General features: G+C 72.2%; 17 protein-coding genes. 8 read left to right on the top strand and 9 right to left on the bottom strand.

The window, feature by feature from the left end; all coding sequences use genetic code 11:
* Positions 1–94 precede the first annotated feature (94 nt).
* Together ACIQOW_RS39150 and ACIQOW_RS39145 are read right to left on the bottom strand one after the other, a co-directional pair.
* The gene (locus tag ACIQOW_RS39150; RefSeq protein ID WP_401092685.1) at positions 95–892 is read right to left on the bottom strand and encodes an SURF1 family protein; all 798 of its coding nucleotides are present in this window, start codon (positions 890–892) and stop codon (positions 95–97) included.
* A gap of 31 nt (positions 893–923) precedes the next feature.
* The gene (locus ACIQOW_RS39145; protein WP_401092684.1) at positions 924–1,919 is read right to left on the bottom strand and encodes a DEDDh family exonuclease; all 996 of its coding nucleotides are present in this window, start codon (positions 1,917–1,919) and stop codon (positions 924–926) included.
* Between the two features lie 127 nt (positions 1,920–2,046).
* Here ACIQOW_RS39145 and ACIQOW_RS39140 point away from each other — a divergent pair, with 127 nt between their 5' ends.
* From ACIQOW_RS39140 to moaA, 4 genes are all read left to right on the top strand, one after another.
* Positions 2,047–3,090, top strand: a complete 1,044-nt coding sequence (locus tag ACIQOW_RS39140) for a zinc-dependent alcohol dehydrogenase family protein (RefSeq protein WP_401092682.1) — start codon at positions 2,047–2,049, stop codon at positions 3,088–3,090.
* Between the two features lie 309 nt (positions 3,091–3,399).
* A complete protein-coding gene (locus tag ACIQOW_RS39135) occupies positions 3,400–3,756 on the top strand; it encodes a DUF485 domain-containing protein (protein ID WP_188300464.1) in 357 nt (118 codons plus the stop codon).
* Positions 3,753–5,360 carry a cation acetate symporter gene (locus ACIQOW_RS39130; RefSeq protein ID WP_401092680.1) on the top strand — a complete coding sequence of 536 codons (1,608 nt, stop codon included), beginning with the start codon at positions 3,753–3,755 and terminating at the stop codon, positions 5,358–5,360. Before ACIQOW_RS39135 ends, ACIQOW_RS39130 begins: the two co-directional genes overlap by 4 nt.
* A 76-nt stretch (positions 5,361–5,436) precedes the next feature.
* On the top strand, positions 5,437–6,426 hold the full coding sequence (moaA, locus tag ACIQOW_RS39125; protein WP_401092678.1) for a GTP 3',8-cyclase MoaA: 990 nt from the start codon (positions 5,437–5,439) through the stop codon (positions 6,424–6,426).
* Here the strand turns inward: moaA and ACIQOW_RS39120 are convergent.
* The 6 genes from ACIQOW_RS39120 to ACIQOW_RS39095 all read right to left on the bottom strand — a co-directional run bounded on the left by ACIQOW_RS39120 (position 6,423) and on the right by ACIQOW_RS39095 (position 12,456).
* Positions 6,423–6,662, bottom strand: coding sequence for a hypothetical protein (locus ACIQOW_RS39120; protein WP_401092677.1), 240 nt, complete (start codon positions 6,660–6,662; stop codon positions 6,423–6,425). The two genes, moaA and ACIQOW_RS39120, sit on opposite strands and share 4 nt — an antisense overlap.
* A 262-nt stretch (positions 6,663–6,924) precedes the next feature.
* A complete protein-coding gene (locus ACIQOW_RS39115) occupies positions 6,925–7,317 on the bottom strand; it encodes a DUF3099 domain-containing protein (RefSeq protein WP_401092675.1) in 393 nt (130 codons plus the stop codon).
* Positions 7,318–7,505: 188 nt separating this feature from the next.
* On the bottom strand, positions 7,506–8,054 hold the full coding sequence (locus ACIQOW_RS39110) for an RNA 2'-phosphotransferase (protein ID WP_401092689.1): 549 nt from the start codon (positions 8,052–8,054) through the stop codon (positions 7,506–7,508).
* Positions 8,055–8,085: 31 nt separating this feature from the next.
* Positions 8,086–9,483 (bottom strand): metallopeptidase TldD-related protein, encoded by a 1,398-nt coding sequence (locus tag ACIQOW_RS39105; protein ID WP_401092673.1) that lies wholly within the window; start codon positions 9,481–9,483, stop codon positions 8,086–8,088.
* The gene (locus ACIQOW_RS39100; RefSeq protein WP_401092671.1) at positions 9,483–11,045 is read right to left on the bottom strand and encodes a TldD/PmbA family protein; all 1,563 of its coding nucleotides are present in this window, start codon (positions 11,043–11,045) and stop codon (positions 9,483–9,485) included. The genes ACIQOW_RS39105 and ACIQOW_RS39100 overlap by 1 nt, the downstream gene beginning before the upstream one ends.
* Before the next feature lie 247 nt (positions 11,046–11,292).
* Positions 11,293–12,456 (bottom strand): MBL fold metallo-hydrolase, encoded by a 1,164-nt coding sequence (locus ACIQOW_RS39095; RefSeq protein WP_401092669.1) that lies wholly within the window; start codon positions 12,454–12,456, stop codon positions 11,293–11,295.
* A gap of 294 nt (positions 12,457–12,750) precedes the next feature.
* Between ACIQOW_RS39095 and fabG the strand changes: the two genes are divergently transcribed.
* Together fabG and fabI are read left to right on the top strand one after the other, a co-directional pair.
* Positions 12,751–13,470 (top strand): 3-oxoacyl-[acyl-carrier-protein] reductase, encoded by a 720-nt coding sequence (gene fabG, locus ACIQOW_RS39090; protein ID WP_188300470.1) that lies wholly within the window; start codon positions 12,751–12,753, stop codon positions 13,468–13,470.
* 2 nt (positions 13,471–13,472) lie between these two features.
* Positions 13,473–14,240: an enoyl-ACP reductase FabI gene (gene fabI, locus ACIQOW_RS39085; RefSeq protein WP_188300471.1), complete on the top strand. Its 768-nt coding sequence runs from the start codon at positions 13,473–13,475 to the stop codon at positions 14,238–14,240.
* A gap of 193 nt (positions 14,241–14,433) precedes the next feature.
* Here fabI and ACIQOW_RS39080 read toward each other — a convergent pair whose 3' ends face one another.
* Positions 14,434–15,123, bottom strand: coding sequence for a FadR/GntR family transcriptional regulator (locus ACIQOW_RS39080; RefSeq protein WP_401092667.1), 690 nt, complete (start codon positions 15,121–15,123; stop codon positions 14,434–14,436).
* 123 nt (positions 15,124–15,246) lie between these two features.
* Between ACIQOW_RS39080 and ACIQOW_RS39075 the strand changes: the two genes are divergently transcribed.
* Together ACIQOW_RS39075 and ACIQOW_RS39070 are read left to right on the top strand one after the other, a co-directional pair.
* Positions 15,247–16,536: a CynX/NimT family MFS transporter gene (locus ACIQOW_RS39075; protein ID WP_401092665.1), complete on the top strand. Its 1,290-nt coding sequence runs from the start codon at positions 15,247–15,249 to the stop codon at positions 16,534–16,536.
* Between the two features lie 135 nt (positions 16,537–16,671).
* The gene (locus ACIQOW_RS39070; protein WP_401092663.1) at positions 16,672–16,794 is read left to right on the top strand and encodes an SGM_5486 family transporter-associated protein; all 123 of its coding nucleotides are present in this window, start codon (positions 16,672–16,674) and stop codon (positions 16,792–16,794) included.
* Positions 16,795–16,799 lie beyond the last annotated feature (5 nt).

Here is a 16,799-nt window from a genome sequence, read left to right as displayed (position 1 = left end):
CAGCGCCCGCCCGTTCAAATGGACCAAGACCGCAGACCAGATCATCGAACGGATCTGCCGCTACTGCTCAAGAATCTCCGAACCAGCTCACTAGCTAGGCGGGGACGGCGTCGAGCGGGACCTCGGCTTCGGCGGCCTGCTTGGCGCGGTCCTTGGCCTCGCGGCGGGCGAGGACCCAGACGCCGACCGGGATCATCGCGGTGAACAGCCACCACTGGATGGCGTAGGCCATGTGCGGGCCGATGTCGGAGTGGTTGGGCTCGGGGATCAGCTGGGGCTGGTCGGCCGGGGCCGGGGTGGTGCCGGCGAGTTCGAGGTAGCCGCCGAGGAGGGCGGCGCCGGTCCGCTTGGCCTGCTCGTCGGTGTTGATCAGGTTGAACTGGCGGTCGGGCAGCCCGGTGCGGTCCTTGATGCCGCTGTCGCCGTAGGTCTCCTCGGCGCGCAGGCGGCCGGCGAGGGAGACCTCACCGGTGGGGGCGGCCGGGACGGGCGGGTACTCGACGGCCCCGTTGCCGGAGGCGACCCAGCCGCGGTTGACCAGGACGGTGCCCTTGCCGTCGGCGAGCAGGAACGGGGTCACGACGAAGTAGCCGATGCTCCCGTTGGAGTCGGTCCGCTTGCGGACCACGAACTCGTGTGCCGGGTCGTACTGTCCGGTGGCGGTCACCGCGCGCCAGGTGAGGTCCTTGGGGACCGCGAAGCCGGGGGTCGCCGACAGGGTGTCGAAGGGGACCGGCGCGGCCGTGAGGGCCTGGCCGATCAGCTCGTTCCTGGCCACCCGCGCCTCGTGGCGGTGCAGCTGCCAGAAGCCCAGCTTGATCGTCGCGGGGATCAGCAGCAGCGCGATCAGCATGGTGATCAGCCACTGTCGGGTCAGCAGAAAACGGTACACATGGGAACGGTACGCCGACCTCACAACGGGCTCACGCACCGGGGTGCGGGGCGACCTCGCGCAACAGCTGGAGGAAGGCGTCCTCGCCGACCACCGGGGTGCCGACGTCGCGGGCCTTGCGGGCCTTGCCGCTCCAGCTGTCCGGCTCGTTGGTGACGAGCAGGCTGGTGAGGCGGCTCACCGAGGTGGCGATGTGCAGGCCGGCCTCGACCGCGCGGTCCTCCAGGACCTCGCGGTCGGTGGCGGTGTCGCCGGTGATGGCCACCCGCATGCCCTGGACCAGTGGCTTGCCGTCCTCCCAGCGCCCCGGGTTGGGGTACGGGCAGGGCAGGCGCTTCTTGCTCTGGCGGTACGTGGCACCGGTCCAGGTGCTGCGACCGGGGGTGGCGGGCTCCTCCTCGCCGAGGTCGGTGACCGCGACGCAGTTCTGGAGCGGCAGCGGCACGCCGCCGTCGCGGGCAAGGTGCAGGCTGGGGCGGAAGGCCTCGGCGAGCACCCGGGCGTCGTCCAGGGCGTTGTGGGCGTGGCGCTGCTGGACGCCGAAGTGGGCGGCGAGCGAGGCCAGCTTGCCGTTGGGCAGCGGCAGCCGCAGGTCGCGGGAGAGGACCATGGTGCACAGCCGCTGCTCGACCGGAGCGTCCAGGCCGGCCCGGGAGAACTCGCGGGAGATCATGTTCCAGTCGAAGAGCGCGTTGTGCGCGACCAGGACCCGCCCGCGCAGCCGGTCGGCGAACTCGTCGGCGACCTGCGCGAAGGTCGGGGCGGCCGAGAGCAGCTCGGCGGTGAGGCCGTGGATCCAGACCGGGCCCGGGTCCCGCCCGGGGTTGACCAGGGTGTACCAGTGGTCGATGACGTCGCCGTCCGGGTCCAGCCGGTAGACGCCCGCCGAGATGACGCGGTCGGAGCGGCCGAGACCGGTGGTCTCGACGTCGACGACCGCGAAGCCCCCGGTGGGGGCGGCGGAGCGCTGGGCGGGGACCGGGGCGGTCCGCGGCACTCCGTACGTCTCGGGCTGGATCGGTTGCATGGTCCAACAGGATAAGGGGCGGGAGGGGACGCTCCGGTCGGAGTGTTCCGGCCGACCGGCCGGAATAGAGTGGTCGGCGGGGGTGTCGTACACCTGGTCGAGATCGTTTTCAGCTAAGGAACAGCGCATGCGTGCCACCGTGATCCACGGCCCCAACGACATCCGGATCGAAGAGGTGCCGGACCCGGTGGTCCAGCAGCCGACGGACGTGGTGCTCCGGGTGGTGAACGCCTGTATCTGCGGCAGCGACCTGTGGGCCTACCGCGGGGTGGCGCAGCGGGTGGCCGGGCAGCGGATCGGGCACGAGTTCCTGGGCGTGGTCGAGGAGGCCGGCGCCGAGGTGCGCGGCTTCGCCAAGGGCGACCTGGTGGTGGCGCCGTTCGTCTGGTCGGACGGGTCGTGTGACTTCTGTCTCGAGGGCCTCCAGACCTCCTGCCCGCACGGCGGGTTCTGGGGACAGGTCGGTTCGGACGGCGGCCAGGGCGAGGCGGTGCGGGTGCCGTTCGCGGACGGCACGCTGGTGAAGCTGCCGAAGGAGGCGGCGGGTGACGAGAAGCTGCTGCCCGGGCTGCTGGCGCTGTCCGACGTGATGGCGACCGGGCACCACGCGGCGGTCTCGGCCCGGGTGCGCCCGGGTGCGACGGTCGCGGTGGTCGGCGACGGCGCGGTGGGCCTGTGCGGCGTGCTGGCCGCGCACCGGCTGGGCGCGGGCCGGATCATCGCGCTGGGCCGGCACACGGCCCGCACCGAGCTGGCCCGCCGCTTCGGTGCGACGGACGTGGTGGCGGAGCGCGGCGAGGCCGCCGTCGAGGCGGTGAAGGAGCTGACCGGCGGCCAGGGCGCGCACGCGGTGCTGGAGGCGGTCGGCACCGAGGAGTCCATGCGGACGGCGATCTCGATCGCCAGGGACGGCGGTGCGGTGGGCTACGTCGGGGTGCCGCACGGCGGCAGCGCCGGCGTCGACATCGGTCAGATGTTCGGCCGGAACGTTTCGCTGAACGGCGGCGTCGCCCCGGCCCGCGCGTACATCCCCGAGCTGCTCCCGGACGTGCTCTCGGGCGCCATCGAGCCGGGCCTGGTCTTCGACCGCACCGTCGACCTGGACGGTGTTCCGGACGGTTACCGCGCGATGGACGACCGCTCGGCGCTGAAAGTGCGCATCGCGTTCTGAGACGTCGGTCTCCCGCACCGGCCCGTGCCGCCCCGTTCGGGGTGCGGCACGGGCCGGTGGCGTTCCTCCAGGGGGTGTGCCGACGGCGGCCGGGATCCGGTCGATGGGCGGTGCGGGCACTGGGATGGACTGCTTTTCGGCCAATCGGATGGTGCGAGGGGGTGAACGGTCGACTGATCGCGGTCAACCCCTTCCGGGGCGGGCAGGACGCTCCTAGCATTGCGCGGCGCACACCAGACATGTGACGCCCCTCACGTTCGATCGTCCCCCCCCGTGTGACACATACGCCGAAGGAGTGAGGAGACCCGCGTGGATTCGCCGCCGAGCACCACCGCCGCCACGGACGTCCAACTCATCGATGACAGCGAGGAGTTCCGTACCCTGCGGCGCTCGTTCCGGAGCTTCGCCTTCCCGGTCACCATCGGTTTCGTGCTCTGGTACCTGCTCTACGTCCTGCTCTCCTGCTACGCCCCCGGACTGATGCGGACCAAGGTCATCGGGCACGTCAACGTGGCCCTGGTGCTCGGGCTGCTGCAGTTCGCGACCACCTTCGCCATCGCCGCCTGGTACGCCCGCTACGCGGACCGGCGGATCGACCCGTCCGCCACGGCGATCCGCGAGGCGCACGGCGCCGTCGTCCACGCCCCCCGGGAGTCCGCCGAATGAGCCTGCTCGCCAGCTCCGCCACCGAGCACCGCGGCCTGACGATGGCCCTGTTCGGCGTCTTCGTCCTGGCCACCCTCGGCATCACCGTCTGGGCCGGGCGGCAGACCAGGAGCGCCTCCGACTTCTACGCCGGCGGGCGCGGCTTCACCGGCTTCCAGAACGGCCTGGCCATCTCCGGCGACTACATGTCCGCCGCCTCCTTCCTCGGCATCGCCGGGACCATCGCGCTCAGCGGCTACGACGGCTTCCTCTACTCGATCGGCTTCCTGGTCGCCTGGCTGGTCGCGCTGCTGCTGATCGCCGAACCACTGCGCAACTCCGGCCGCTTCACGATGGCGGACGTGCTCGCCTTCCGGATGCGCCAGCGCCCGGTGCGCACCGCGGCGGGCGTCTCCACCATCGTGGTGTCGATCTTCTACCTGCTCGCCCAGATGGTCGGCGCCGGCACCCTGGTGGCGCTGCTGCTGGGGGCCGAGGGGAACGCCGCCAAGCGCTGGACCATCGTCGGGGTCGGCCTGCTGATGATCGTCTATGTGGTGATAGGAGGAATGAAGGGCACCACCTGGGTGCAGATCGTCAAGGCCGTCCTGCTGATCGCCGGCGCCGCGCTGATGACCGTCCTGGTGCTGGCCAAGTACCACTTCAACCCCTCCGAACTGCTCGGCGCGGCGGCCAGCGCGAGCGGCAAGGGCGAGGCCTTCCTCCAACCGGGCCAGAAGTACGGAAGCAGCACCGCCAAGCTCGACTTCATCAGCCTCGGCATCGCACTGGTGCTGGGCACCGCGGGACTGCCGCACATCCTGGTCCGCTTCTACACCGTGCCCACCGCCAAGGCGGCCCGGAAGTCGGTGCTCTGGGCGATCGGCATCATCGGCGTCTTCTACCTGATGACCCTGGCGCTCGGCTTCGGCGCGGCCGCGCTGGTCGGCTCCAAGACGATCAAGGGCGCGAACGCGGCGGGCAACACGGCGGCTCCGCAGCTGGCCGAGGCGCTCGGCGGAGGTGCCGGGACCACCGGCGGCGCGATCCTGCTCGCGGTGATCTCGGCGGTCGCCTTCGCCACCATCCTGGCCGTGGTCGCCGGCCTCACCCTCGCCTCCTCGGCCTCCTTCGCGCACGACCTCTATGCCAACGTGATCCGGCGCGGCAAGGCCTCCGAGAAGGAGGAGGTGCGGTCGGCGAAGTGGGCCGCGTTCGCGATCGGGGCGATGGCGATCGTGCTCAGCCTCTTCGCGGACAAGCTCAACACCGCGGCCCTGGTCGCCCTGGCCTTCGCGGTCGCCGCCTCGGCGAACCTGCCCACCCTGCTCTACTCACTCTTCTGGAAGCGCTTCACCACCGTCGGCGCGGTCAGCTCGGTCTACGCCGGACTGGTCACCTCGGTGACGCTGGTGGTCTTCTCCCCGGTGGTCTCCGGCGCGAAGACCTCGCTCTTCCCGCACTCCGACTTCCACTGGTTCCCACTGGAGAACCCCGGCCTGGTCTCCATCCCGGTCGGCTTCCTGGCCGGCTGGCTCGGCACGCTGCTGTCCAGGGAACGCCCCGATCCGGCGAAGTACGCTGAACTGGAGGTCCGCTCGCTGACCGGGCTGGGCGCCCACTGATCGACCCACGATGACTATGCTGGCCCGGCCCGCCATGATGGTGGTCGGGCCGGCCGCATCTCGGGGAAGGACCCACGTGCTGCTCGACACCTTCGGACGACAGGCCGTCGACCTCCGGGTCTCCCTCACGGACCGGTGCAACCTGCGCTGCACCTACTGCATGCCGGAGGAGGGCCTGCAGTGGCTGGCCAAGCCCGACCTGCTGACGGACGAGGAGATCGTCCGGCTGGTCGCCGTCGCCGTGCGCGACCTGGGCGTGCGCGAGGTCCGCTTCACCGGCGGAGAGCCGATGCTGCGCCCGGGACTGGTCGCGATCGTCGCCGCCTGCTCCGAGCTGGAGCCCCGCCCCGAACTCTCGCTGACCACCAACGGCATCGGGCTGGCCCGTACCGCGACCGCGCTGCGCGAGGCCGGGCTGGACCGGGTCAACGTCTCGCTGGACACTCTCGACGCCGAGGTGTTCCAGACGCTCACCCGTCGCCGTCGCCACCAGGACGTGCTGGACGGACTGGCCGCCGCGGAGGCCGCCGGGCTGGCACCGGTGAAGCTGAACGCGGTCCTGATGCGCGGGGTCAACGACCACGAGGCGGCCGACCTGCTGGCGTGGTGCCTGGAGCACGGCTACGAGCTGCGCTTCATCGAGCAGATGCCGCTGGACGCCCAGCACGGCTGGGACCGCTCGTCGATGGTCACCGCGGCGGAGATCCTGGAGCTGCTGCGGGCCCGCTTCGCGCTCACCCCGGAGCCGTCCGCGCGCCGGGGCGCGGCACCCGCCGAGCGCTGGGTGGTGGACGGCGGCCCGGGCCGGGTGGGCGTGATCGCCTCGGTCACCCGCCCGTTCTGCCGCGCCTGCGACCGCACCCGGCTGACCGCCGACGGCCAGGTGCGCAACTGCCTGTTCGCGACCGGCGAGACCGACCTGCGCACCGCGCTGCGCTCGGGCGCGGACGACGCCGAGCTGGCCGCGCTGTGGCGGGCGGCGATGTGGGGCAAGAAGGCCGGGGCCGGGATCGACGACCCGGAGTTCCTACAGCCCGAGCGTCCGATGTCCGCGATCGGCGGTTAGACGGGCTCCTCGGGTGCCCCGGCGGTCTCGGGGGTCCAGTCGGCGAAGGCGACGACATCCTTGAGGAAGCCGCGCACCCCGAGGAACTGGGACAGGTGCTCGCGGTGTTCGTCACAGGCGAGCCAGGTCTTGCGGCGGTCCGGGGTGTGCAGCTTGGGGTTGTTCCACACCAGCACCCAGCCGGCCTCCGCCCGGCAGCCCTTGGCGGAGCAGATCGGCGTCTGCGGGGTGTCCATCGGGCCGTCCTCCACGATCGGCGGGTCTCTGCACCGCCAGTCTGTCACGCTCGCTCCGGCCGAAATAATCCGGGCATGGCGACGCCGGGCAGCCACGGGGGGAGCCGCCCGGCGTCGGTCCGTCGCTCCGACGGGGGATGCGGAGCGCGTACGCAGTATGTCACGCGAAGACCCTCGGATGGGGAGGTCTTGCATGATTAATCTGAGCTTCTTTTGAGCTTTCGTCGAGCCGGGCAGGGGCGAACCGACCTGAAAAGGACGGTCAGTTCACGTCCTGTGAAGGATCGGTGGCAGCGACCTTTGCCTCTGCTGTACCAGCCGTCGCAGGGGCCCCGCCTCTCCCACCCGTGCCACCGGGGCCGAGCATCAGCGGAGTGTCGAGCGGAATGTCGAAGGTGCTCGGCAGCCCCGGTGCCCGCTCCCGGCCGGCGTTGGCGATCAGCACCGCGAAGTACGGAAGCAGCACGGCACCCGCCAGCGCGGCGAACGCCAGCACCCGCTGGACGTCCCAGAGCACCACCGCGAGCAGCACGCAGACCGTACGGGCCAGCATCGAGATGACGTAGCGGCGCTGACGTCCCCGGACGTCCTCGGTGAGGCTGCTGCGCGCTCCCGTGATCCGGAAGACGTGCCCGTCGTCGGCGCTCTTGCCCATTGTCCTACCGCCCTCGTCACGCACCCGCGCGCCTGGCCGCGCGGCCTCCTCACGGTACGCCCGGACACGGGCGGCGACGAGACCGGGTGGGCCGGGCGCACCCGGTCGGGTACGAGAAGGGCCTGCCCGGCGGAGCGGACAGGCCCTTCGGCGGCGAACGGCGAACGGTGGTGCGATGCTGCGGCGGACTACGAGCGGCGCGAGAGGTACTGCGGGGGCACGGCGTCGGTGAGCCAGACTCCGTTCTCGCTGAGCCGGAACTCGTGGCCGGTCGCCGTCATCGCCGCCGCGTTCACGGTCAGCACCACCGGTCGGCCGTGCCTGGCGCCGACCCCGGTCGCCGTCTCGGTGTCCGCCGAGAGGTGGACGTCCTGGCGGGCCATCGGGCGCAGGCCCTCGCGGAAGATCGCCGCCAGGTGACGGTCCGCGGTGCCGTGGTAGAGCACCGGCGGCGGTACGGCGGCGGCCAGACCGAGGTCGACGGCCACCGTGTGGCCCTGGTTGGCACGGATCGAGAGACCGTCCGGCGAGTAGCCGAAGCGGCGCTTGTTGTTGGTCGCCACGACGTGGTCCAGCTCGGCCCGGGTGAGCGGCCTGCCCCGCGCGGCGATCGCGGCGAGCAGTTCGTCGACCCTGACCCAGCCGGCCTCGTCCAGCGTGACCCCCACCAGCCCGGGCTCGTGCCGCAGGATGCGCGACAGCATCTTGCTCGACCTGACCAGGCGCTTCTCGTCCATCATGTCTCTCGTATCCCCCGATGGTCAGTGGCTAAGAGGCCTGGCTGACCGAACTCATGTTGAAGTCCGTGACACGCACGGGTGGCATCGCGGTGCGGGTGAACCAGTCGTTCCACTCGCGGGGCAGGCAGCGCTCGGTGCGGCCCACCTCGGTGATCCGGTTCAGCAGGTCCACCGGGGACTCGTTGAACCGGAAGTTGTTGACCTCGCCGACGACCTCGCCGTTCTCCACCAGGTAGACGCCGTCCCGGGTGAGGCCGGTGAGCAGCAGCGTCGCCGGATCCACCTCGCGGATGTACCAGAGGCAGGTGAGCAGCAGACCGCGCTCGGTGCGGGCGACCATCTCGTCCAGGGTCGGCGCCGACTCCTGGTCGGCCGTCTCCAGCACGAGGTTGTCGATCGCCGGGCGCAGCGGCAGGCCGGTGAGGCCGGCCGTGTGGCGGCTGGTGATCAGGTAGTTCAGCACGCCCTCGCGGATCCACTCGGTGGCGGCGACCGGCCGGCCGTTGTCGAAGACCGAGCAGTCCCCGCCGCTGGAGTGGGCGAGCACGAACGGCGCGGCCTCCAGGCCGGGCTCGTGCGGGTCGGAGCGCAGCGTCAGCGGCAGGCCGCCGAGCTTGTCGCCGAGCCGGGTGCCGCCGCCGGGCTTGGCGAAGACCGTCCGTCCCTCCTGGGCGTCCCGGCCGCCGGAGGACCAGTTGAGGACGATCATCAGGTCGGCGACGGCCGAGGGCGGCAGCAGCGCCTCGTACCGTCCGGCGGGCAGGTCCACCTTGCGGGCGCCCCAGCCGAGCCGCTTGGTCAGCTCGGTGTGCAGGGCGGCGACGTCGATGTCGGCGAAGTCCCGGGTCGCGGCGCCCACCCAGGCCGAGCCGGACAGGTCGGCGGTCTTGGCGTTGATCTCGACCGTGCCGGTGGGCTGGTCGTGCCGCAGCCGCAGGCCGGTGGAGCTGCCCAGGTAGCTGGAGGTCACCTCGTGCCGGGCGAAGCCGTACAGCAGCTCGCCCCGCGCGGCGGCGCGGGCGAAGGCCTCGCCGAGGGCCGGGCCGAAGGCGTTGAACACCTCGACGGAGGTCAGCGCGGGCGGCTCGGTGAAGCCCGGAGAGGCGGGGCGGTCGGCGATCAGCGGCTGGGCGTCCTCGGCCGGGCCGGCCGCGCGGGCGGCCTCCTCGGCGGCCCGCACCAGGTCCTCCACCTCCTCCGCGGTGACGGCCTCGCGGGAGACCACGCCGGCGGCGGTGCCCTCGGCGTCGGCCACGGTGGCGATCACGGTGAGGCGGCGGCCGCGGGTGACGCCGTTGGTGGTCAGCGCGTTGCCCGCCCAGCGCAGGTTGGCGGTGGACTCCTCGTCGGCGATCACCACGCAGCCGTCGGCGCGGGAGAGGCCGAGCGCCAGCTCGACGAGTTCGTGGGGCTGCATCGCGGTCATCAGTGACCCGCCTCCTGCTGGGTGTTGAGCACGTTGACGTTGCGGAACAGCGCCGACGGGCAGCCGTGGCTGACCGCCGCGATCTGGCCGGGCTGCGCCTTGCCGCAGTTGAAGGCGCCGCCGAGCAGGTAGGTCTGCGGGCCGCCGACGGCCGCCATCGAGCCCCAGAAGTCGGTGGTGGTGGCCTGGTAGGCGAAGTCCTTGACCTGCCCGGCGAGTTCGCCGTCCTTGATGGTGTAGGCGCGCTGGCCGGTGAACTGGAAGTTGTAGCGCTGCATGTCGATCGACCAGGAGCGGTCGCCGACGATGTAGAGGCCGTTCTCGACCTGGGCGAACAGGCCCTCGGTGTCCGGGCCGTCGGCGGCGGGCCGGAGCGAGACGTTGGCCATCCGCTGCACCGGGACGTGCGCGGGGGAGTCCGCGAAGGCGCAGCCGTTGGAGCGCTCGAAGCCCTTCAGACCGGCCATGCCGCGGTCGAGCTGGTAGCCGACCAGGACGCCGTCCTTGATCAGGTCCCAGGACTGGGTGGCCACGCCCTCGTCGTCGTAGCCGATGGTGGACAGGCCGTGCTCGGCGGTGCGGTCACCGGTGACGTGCATCAGCTCGGAGCCGTACCGGAGCGAGCCGAGCCGGTCGAAGGTGGCGAAGGAGGTGCCGGCGTAGGCGGCCTCGTAGCCGAGCGCGCGGTCCAGCTCGGTGGCGTGGCCGATCGACTCGTGGATGGTCAGCCAGAGGTTCGTCGGGTCGATGACCAGGTCGTAGCGGCCCGCCTCGACGCTCGGGGCCTTCATCTTCTCGGCCAGCAGGACGGGCAGTTCGGCGAGCTCGGCGTCCCAGTCCCAGCCGGTTCCGGTGAGGTACTCGTAGCCGCGGCCGGTCGGCGGGGCCAGGGTCCGCATCGAGTCGAAGGCGCCGGTGCGCTCGTCGACCGAGGTGGCCTCCAGATCGGAGTGGACCCGGATCCGCTGCTGGGTGGTCACGGTGCCCGCGGTGTCCGCGTAGAACTTGTTCTCCTGGACGGTCCGCAGCGCCGCCTGGACGTGCGAGACGCCGTCGGCTGCCAGCAGCCGGGAGCTGCGCTCGGCGAGCAGCGCGGTCTTCTCGGCGTCCGGCACCTCGAAGGGGTTGACCTCGTACGCGGACACCCAGGTGACGTCCCGGTACACGGGCTCGTCGGCCAGTTCGACCCGCTCGGTGGAACCGGCCGCCCGGCTGATCCCGCCGGAGAGCCGGGCCACCGCGACGGCCTGCTCGGCGACCCGGGCCGCCGCGGCGGGGGTGAGGTCCACGCCGGCGGCGAAGCCCCAGGCGCCGTCCAGCACCACCCGGACGGCGAAACCGAGCTGCACGCTGTCGGAGGTGCCGGCCGGACGCGCGTCACGCAGCCGCCACGAGGCGCTGCGGATCCGCTCCAGGCGGAAGTCGGCGTGGCTCGCGCCCAGTTCGCGGGCCCGGGTCAGAGCGGCGTCGGCGAGGGAGCGCAGCGGCAGGGCGAGGAACAGCGGGTCGACGGCGCGCCCGTGCGGGGCGCCGGAGCGATCGGCCGGAGGGATCGGAGGCAATCGGGCTCCCAGGTCGCGGAGGGTGGCGGTGCGGCGCCACAGGGGCGCCCGCATCGCATCATTTCCGTCCAGCGGGTTTCCGGCCAGCGCATTTCGACCGGTGCGCTGCGGTTTCGGCCAGTACGGTCCGTCCACGGGGCCCGTTGTCCCGGTGGTCCCTGGTGCGCCGTCGGTCGCCGCTGTGCCGGCGGGCCCCGCTGTCTCGGCGCGCAGGTGAGTAGGTGAGTAGGCGAGCCGGTGCGGGCCGTCAGCCGACGGTCTCCCACCAGCCGTCCGGCTCCGGCGGGTTGTCGACGTCCACCCGCTCGCCGGGGCGCGGCACGGCCAGCGGGACGGCCTGCTCCTTGGCCGCCTTGACGAGCCGCTCGATCGGCTCGGCCCACGGGTGCAGGCCCAGGTTGAAGGTGCACCAGTGGACGGGCACCAGCAGGCCGGCCGACAGGTCCCGGTGGGCGAGGACGGCGTCCTCGGGGGTCATGTGGATGTCCGCCCAGGCCGCGTCGTAGGCGCCGATCTGGACCAGCGCGGCGTCGAACGGCCCGTGCTGCTCGCCGATCCGGGCGTAGCCCTCGAAGTACCCGGAGTCTCCGGTGTAGAAGACCCTGCGGCTCGGGCCGGCGACCACCCAGGAGCCCCACAGGGTGGTGTTGCGGGTCAGGCCGCGGCCGGAGAAGTGGTGCGCCGCGGTCAGGGTGAGCACCAGGTCGCCCAGGTTGCAGGTCTCGTCCCAGTCCAGCTCGATGATCCGGTGCTCGGGGACGCCCCAGCGGCGCAGGTGGGCGCCGATGCCGAGCGGCACCGCGAAGGGCGCGGACTGGCTGCGCACCAGGCGCTTGACCGTCGCCATGTCCAGGTGGTCGTAGTGGTCGTGCGAGATCAGCACCGCGTCGACCTGCGGCAGCTCCTCCAGTTCCACCGGCACCGGGTGCAGCCGCTTGGGGCCGACGAGCGCGGCGGGGGAGCAGCGGTCGCTCCAGATCGGGTCGAGCAGCACCCGGAAGCCCTCGATCTCCACCAGCGCCGAGGCGTGCCCGTACCAGGTGACCTCCACGCCCTCGGCGGCCGGCCCGGGCGGGGTGGCGGGGCGGACCGTCGGCACCGGGTGGGCGGGGACGCGGCCCTCGCGCTCGAAGAGCATCCGACGGGCGGTGGCGCCGTCGAAGCCAGGGGCGCCGGCGGCGCGGGCGAGGGTGGAGGGTGCGTTGTGGAAGACGCCGTCGCGGTACTGCGGGGAGTTGCGGACCCGCTCCTCGCGCTCGCCGTCCGGCCGCCGGCCGAACGCCGCCGGCAGGTCGCGCAGGGCCCAGGCGGTCGCGCCCAGGCCGGCCGCCAGGGCGGTGAGGGCCAGCAGTCGTCCGCGTCGGTGGGTGCTCCCGGGCCGTGCCATGGTCATCCGCTCTGCCTTCGTCACTCGCCGGGATGGTCGGGGATCGGCACGGCCCGTCCCGGGGCGGCCCGCACCACGGGGGCAACGGGTGCGCCCGCCCGTGTTGTTCCCGTACAGTCGCTCGGATCCGGGCGGCGCCCGGGCCTGGGCGATGTCCGCGGCCGGGACGGCTGGGGCGGGCACGGATTGTCGGATTGCGACAGATCCTTCGGGGTGGCGCTGTGGGAGCCCGATGCGCCGCCGCCGCCGACCGCCCGATAGCGTCACACTGCGTACGCATTCTGACGTACGTGTTCACACACGGAGAGAGGTGGATCGTTGAGCCGCTCGGTTCTCGTCACCGGAGGAAACCGGGGCATCGGCCTCGCGATCGCCCAGGCCTTCGCCGAAGCGGGCGACAAGGTGGCCATCACCAGCCGCTCGGGTGAGGTGCCCGAGGCGCTGGCCAAGTACGACGTCCTCGCGGTGCGCTGCGACATCACGGACGCCGGGCAGGTCGACGCCGCCTTCACCGAGATCGAGCAGAAGCACGGCGCGGTCGAGGTGCTGGTCGCCAACGCGGGCATCACCCACGACACCCTGCTGCTGCGCATGTCCGAGGAGGACTTCACCTCCGTCCTGGACACCAACCTGACCGGTACCTTCCGGGTGGTCAAGCGCGCGTCCAAGCTGATGATGCGTGCCAAGAAGGGCCGTGTCGTGCTGATCTCGTCCGTGGTGGGCCTGTCCGGCTCCCCGGGCCAGGCCAACTACGCCGCCTCCAAGGCCGGCCTGGTGGGCTTCGCCCGGTCGCTGGCGCGCGAACTCGGCCCGCGCAACATCACCGTCAACGTGGTCGCGCCCGGCTTCGTCGACACCGACATGACCGCCGTGCTCAGCGACGAGCGCCGCGCGGAGATCGTCTCGGGCGTGCCGCTGGGCCGCTACGCGGCGCCCGCCGAGGTCGCGTCCACCGTGCGGTTCCTCGGGTCGGACGAGGCCGCGTACATCACCGGAGCCGTCATTCCCGTCGACGGCGGATTGGGCATGGGTCACTGATCATGAGTGGAATCCTCGAAGGCAAGCGGATCCTGATCACCGGCGTGCTGATGGAGTCCTCCATCGCGTTCCACACCGCCAAGCTCGCGCAGGAGCAGGGCGCGGAGATCATCCTCACCGCCTTCCCGCGCCCGAGCCTGACCGAGCGGATCGCCAGGAAGCTGCCGCACCCGGTCAAGGTGCTGGAGCTGGACGTCTCCAACCCCGAGCAGCTGGCCGGCATCGCCGACCAGGTCCGCGAGCACCTGCCGACCCTGGACGGCATCGTCCACTCGATCGGCTTCGCGCCGCAGGACGCGCTGGGCGGCAACTTCCTGGACACCCCGTGGGAGTCCGTGGCCACCGCGATGCACGTCTCGGCGTACTCGCTGAAGTCGCTGACCACGGCGCTGCTGCCGCTGATGCAGGACGGCGGTTCGGTGGTCGGCCTGACCTTCGACGCGCAGTTCGCCTGGCCGCAGTACGACTGGATGGGCCCGGCCAAGGCCGCCCTGGAGTCGACCAACCGCTACCTCGCGCGCTACCTGGGCGAGCGGAACATCCGCTGCAACCTGGTCTCGGCCGGTCCGATCGGCTCTATGGCCGCCAAGTCCATCCCGGGCTTCGGCGACCTGGCTGACACCTGGAACCAGCGCTCCCCGCTGAAGTGGGACCTGAGCGACCCGGAGCCGGCCGGCCGCGGCATCGTCGCGCTGCTGTCGGACTGGTTCCCGAAGACCACCGGTGAGATCGTCCACGTCGACGGCGGTCTGCACGCCATCGGCGCCTGACGCCCCGGCCGTACTGCCGGCCGTACGCCGCTGCCCGGCGCCCCTTCACGGGGTGCCGGGCAGCGGCGTTTACGTCGGTGCGCTCTCGGGGCGGGGGCCGGCGAGGTCGGGGGTGTGGGCGTGCGCAGGGGCGTGGGCGAGGGTGTGGGTTGGCGCGTGGGTCTCGTCGCCGGGCCGGGTGCCGGTGCGGGGGTCAGACCTTGGCGGTGCCGCACTCGGTGGTGCCGCAGGCGCCGATGGCGCGGCCGGCCTCGACCGAGGCGCGCTGGGCGTCGCCGGCCCGGATGGCCTCCAGGATGCTCTGGTGGCCGATGTAGCGCTCGGCGATCAGCTCGGGGCCGACATCGTGCCGCAGGTGCTCGCGGGTGACCTCGCCGAGGTCGGCATAGACGGCGAGCAGGACGTCGTTGTGGGCGGCGGACACCACGGCGTGGTGGAAGGCGGCGTCGGCCTGGACGAAGTCCTCGGCGCCACCGGAGTGCCAGGCGGCCTCCCTGCGGGCCATCGCACCGTCCAGCAGCTCCAGGTCACGTGCGGTGCGGCGGTGGGCGGCCAGGCCGGCAGCGGAGGTCTCCAGGGCAGCCCGCAGCTCGGCGACCTGTGCCTGGTCGGCGTCCGCGAAGCGGCGGTGCATCACTCCGGCCAGCTCACTGGTGGCCAGCACGTACGTGCCGGAGCCCTGTCTGATGTCGAGCAGGCCGTTGTGGGCGAGGGCGCGGACGGCCTCGCGAACGGTGTTGCGGGCGACGCCGAGCTGTTCGACCAGGGCGGCCTCGGTGGGGATGCGCGAGCCGACCGGCCACTCACCGGAAGTGATCTGGGCACGCAGTTGTGCGATCACCTGGTCGGACAGCGGGGTGCGCCTCGGCGAGGACAGCGCCACGGGTACTCCTTGCGACTACGGCTCGGGTGGGGCCTGGGTGGAGGTGGCCGGTGGATGAACGGTCGGCACATCATGCCAATTCCAGGGTGCATCAATTCATCCCATCATTCTATGATGCTCCTCATGCCCGCAGCAGACACCACCGCTTCCAACCGGACCGAGAGCCGGCCGCCGACCACCGAGCGGCCCGCCGCCTCCGGCTCCGTCAAGTACCTGGGCTGGCTGTTCGCCGTCGCGATCGCCGCCGCCGCCTTCAACCTGCGCCCCGTGGTCACCAGCCTCGGGCCGCTGCTCGACCAGGTCCGCGACGACCTCGGGATGAACCCGACGCTCGCCGGACTGCTCACCGCCGTCCCGTCGCTGTGCTTCGCGCTGTTCGGCTTCGCCGCCCCGGCCGCGGCCCGCCGGCTCGGCCCGATCGCCGTGGTCACGGCCGGGATGGGCGCGATCACCGCGGGCGTGCTGGCCCGCTCCTTCGCCGGCGGTACCGCCGTCTTCCTGCTGCTGACCGCGCTCGCGCTGGCCGGTGTCGCGGTCTCCAACGTGCTGCTCCCGGTCGTGATCAAGCGGTACTTCCCGGAGAAGGTCGGTCCGATGATCGGCCTGTACTCCATGGCACTGTCCGCCGGCACCGCGCTGGCCGCCGCCGTCACCGTGCCGCTGACCAACGCGTTCGGCGGCGACTGGCGCTACGGCCTGGGCATCTGGGCGGGGATCGGCGCGCTCGCGCTGGTGCTCTGGCTGCCGGTGCTGATCGCCAAGCGCGAGCGCGGCGGGCGGGAGGCCGACGGCGCCGTCCCGGCCAAGCTGCCGATCACCCGCAGCCGTACGGCCTGGGCGATGGCCTGCTTCTTCGGCCTCCAGGCCACCGGTGCGTACGTGGTGATGGGCTGGCTGCCGAAGATCTTCCAGGACTCCGGCATCGACAAGGGCACCTCCGGGGTGCTGCTCGCGGTCACCATGGCGATCGGCGTTCCGGTCTCCTACGTCCTGCCCAACCTCGCCGCCCGCCGCGGCGACCAGCGGCTGTTCGTGGTCGTGCTGGCCTTCTGCGGCATCGCCGGCTACGCCGGGCTGGCGCTCGCCCCGGCCGGTGCTCCGTGGGTCTGGGCGGTCCTGGTGGGCCTGTCCAACTGCGCCTTCCCGCTGGTGCTGACGATGATCGGACTGCGCGCCCGGACGGCCGGCGGCGTCGCCCAGCTGTCCGCCTTCGCCCAGGGCGTCGGCTACCTGATCTCCATCCCCGGCCCGATCCTGATCGGACGGATCTACGAGGTCACCGGCCAGTGGCACTGGCCGCTGGGCTTCCTGGCCCTGCTGCTGGTGCCGCAGATGCTGTTCGGCCTGCGCGCGGCGCTCGCCCGGCACATCGAGGACGAGGCGGTCCACCGGGCGGAGCAGGCCAAGGCGTGACACCCGACGGGGCGGGGGAGAGCGACGGGCCTGGCCCGGTTGTGCGGGCCGAGGCCTGACGCGGAAGGTCAAGCCCCAGCCAAGGCGGTGGGGTCGGCGGACGGCGGGCGTGTTCGGGATGGAAGAATCCCGGACATGCCCGTTCTCGATCCCGATCCCGCCGACGGCCGCAAGCAGCTCGGCCGCATCGCCCTCGCCTTCGCCGCCATCGCGGTGCTGGTGGCGGTCATCGCCTCCGTCGCCACGGCGATGGGCTGACCGCG

This window comes from Kitasatospora sp. NPDC091335, assembly GCF_044757205.1.
GTDB lineage: Bacteria > Actinomycetota > Actinomycetes > Streptomycetales > Streptomycetaceae > Kitasatospora.
The sequence above is the reverse complement of the archived record's forward strand: the minus strand, read 5'-3'. Positions and strand labels throughout refer to the sequence as shown.

Bases quoted from the DNA above. Each gene is read 5' to 3' on its own strand.
- fabI (WP_188300471.1), top strand. From the start codon at position 13,473: ATGAGTGGAATCCTCGAAGGCAAGCGGATCCTGATCACCGGCGTGCTG.
- ACIQOW_RS39110 (WP_401092689.1), bottom strand. From the start codon at position 8,054: ATGGACGAGAAGCGCCTGGTCAGGTCGAGCAAGATGCTGTCGCGCATC.
- ACIQOW_RS39130 (WP_401092680.1), top strand. From the start codon at position 3,753: ATGAGCCTGCTCGCCAGCTCCGCCACCGAGCACCGCGGCCTGACGATG.
- ACIQOW_RS39145 (WP_401092684.1), bottom strand. From the start codon at position 1,919: ATGCAACCGATCCAGCCCGAGACGTACGGAGTGCCGCGGACCGCCCCG.
- ACIQOW_RS39120 (WP_401092677.1), bottom strand. From the start codon at position 6,662: ATGGACACCCCGCAGACGCCGATCTGCTCCGCCAAGGGCTGCCGGGCG.
- ACIQOW_RS39105 (WP_401092673.1), bottom strand. From the start codon at position 9,483: ATGACCGCGATGCAGCCCCACGAACTCGTCGAGCTGGCGCTCGGCCTC.
- ACIQOW_RS39140 (WP_401092682.1), top strand. From the start codon at position 2,047: ATGCGTGCCACCGTGATCCACGGCCCCAACGACATCCGGATCGAAGAG.
- ACIQOW_RS39070 (WP_401092663.1), top strand. From the start codon at position 16,672: ATGCCCGTTCTCGATCCCGATCCCGCCGACGGCCGCAAGCAGCTCGGC.
- ACIQOW_RS39115 (WP_401092675.1), bottom strand. From the start codon at position 7,317: ATGGGCAAGAGCGCCGACGACGGGCACGTCTTCCGGATCACGGGAGCG.
- ACIQOW_RS39075 (WP_401092665.1), top strand. From the start codon at position 15,247: ATGCCCGCAGCAGACACCACCGCTTCCAACCGGACCGAGAGCCGGCCG.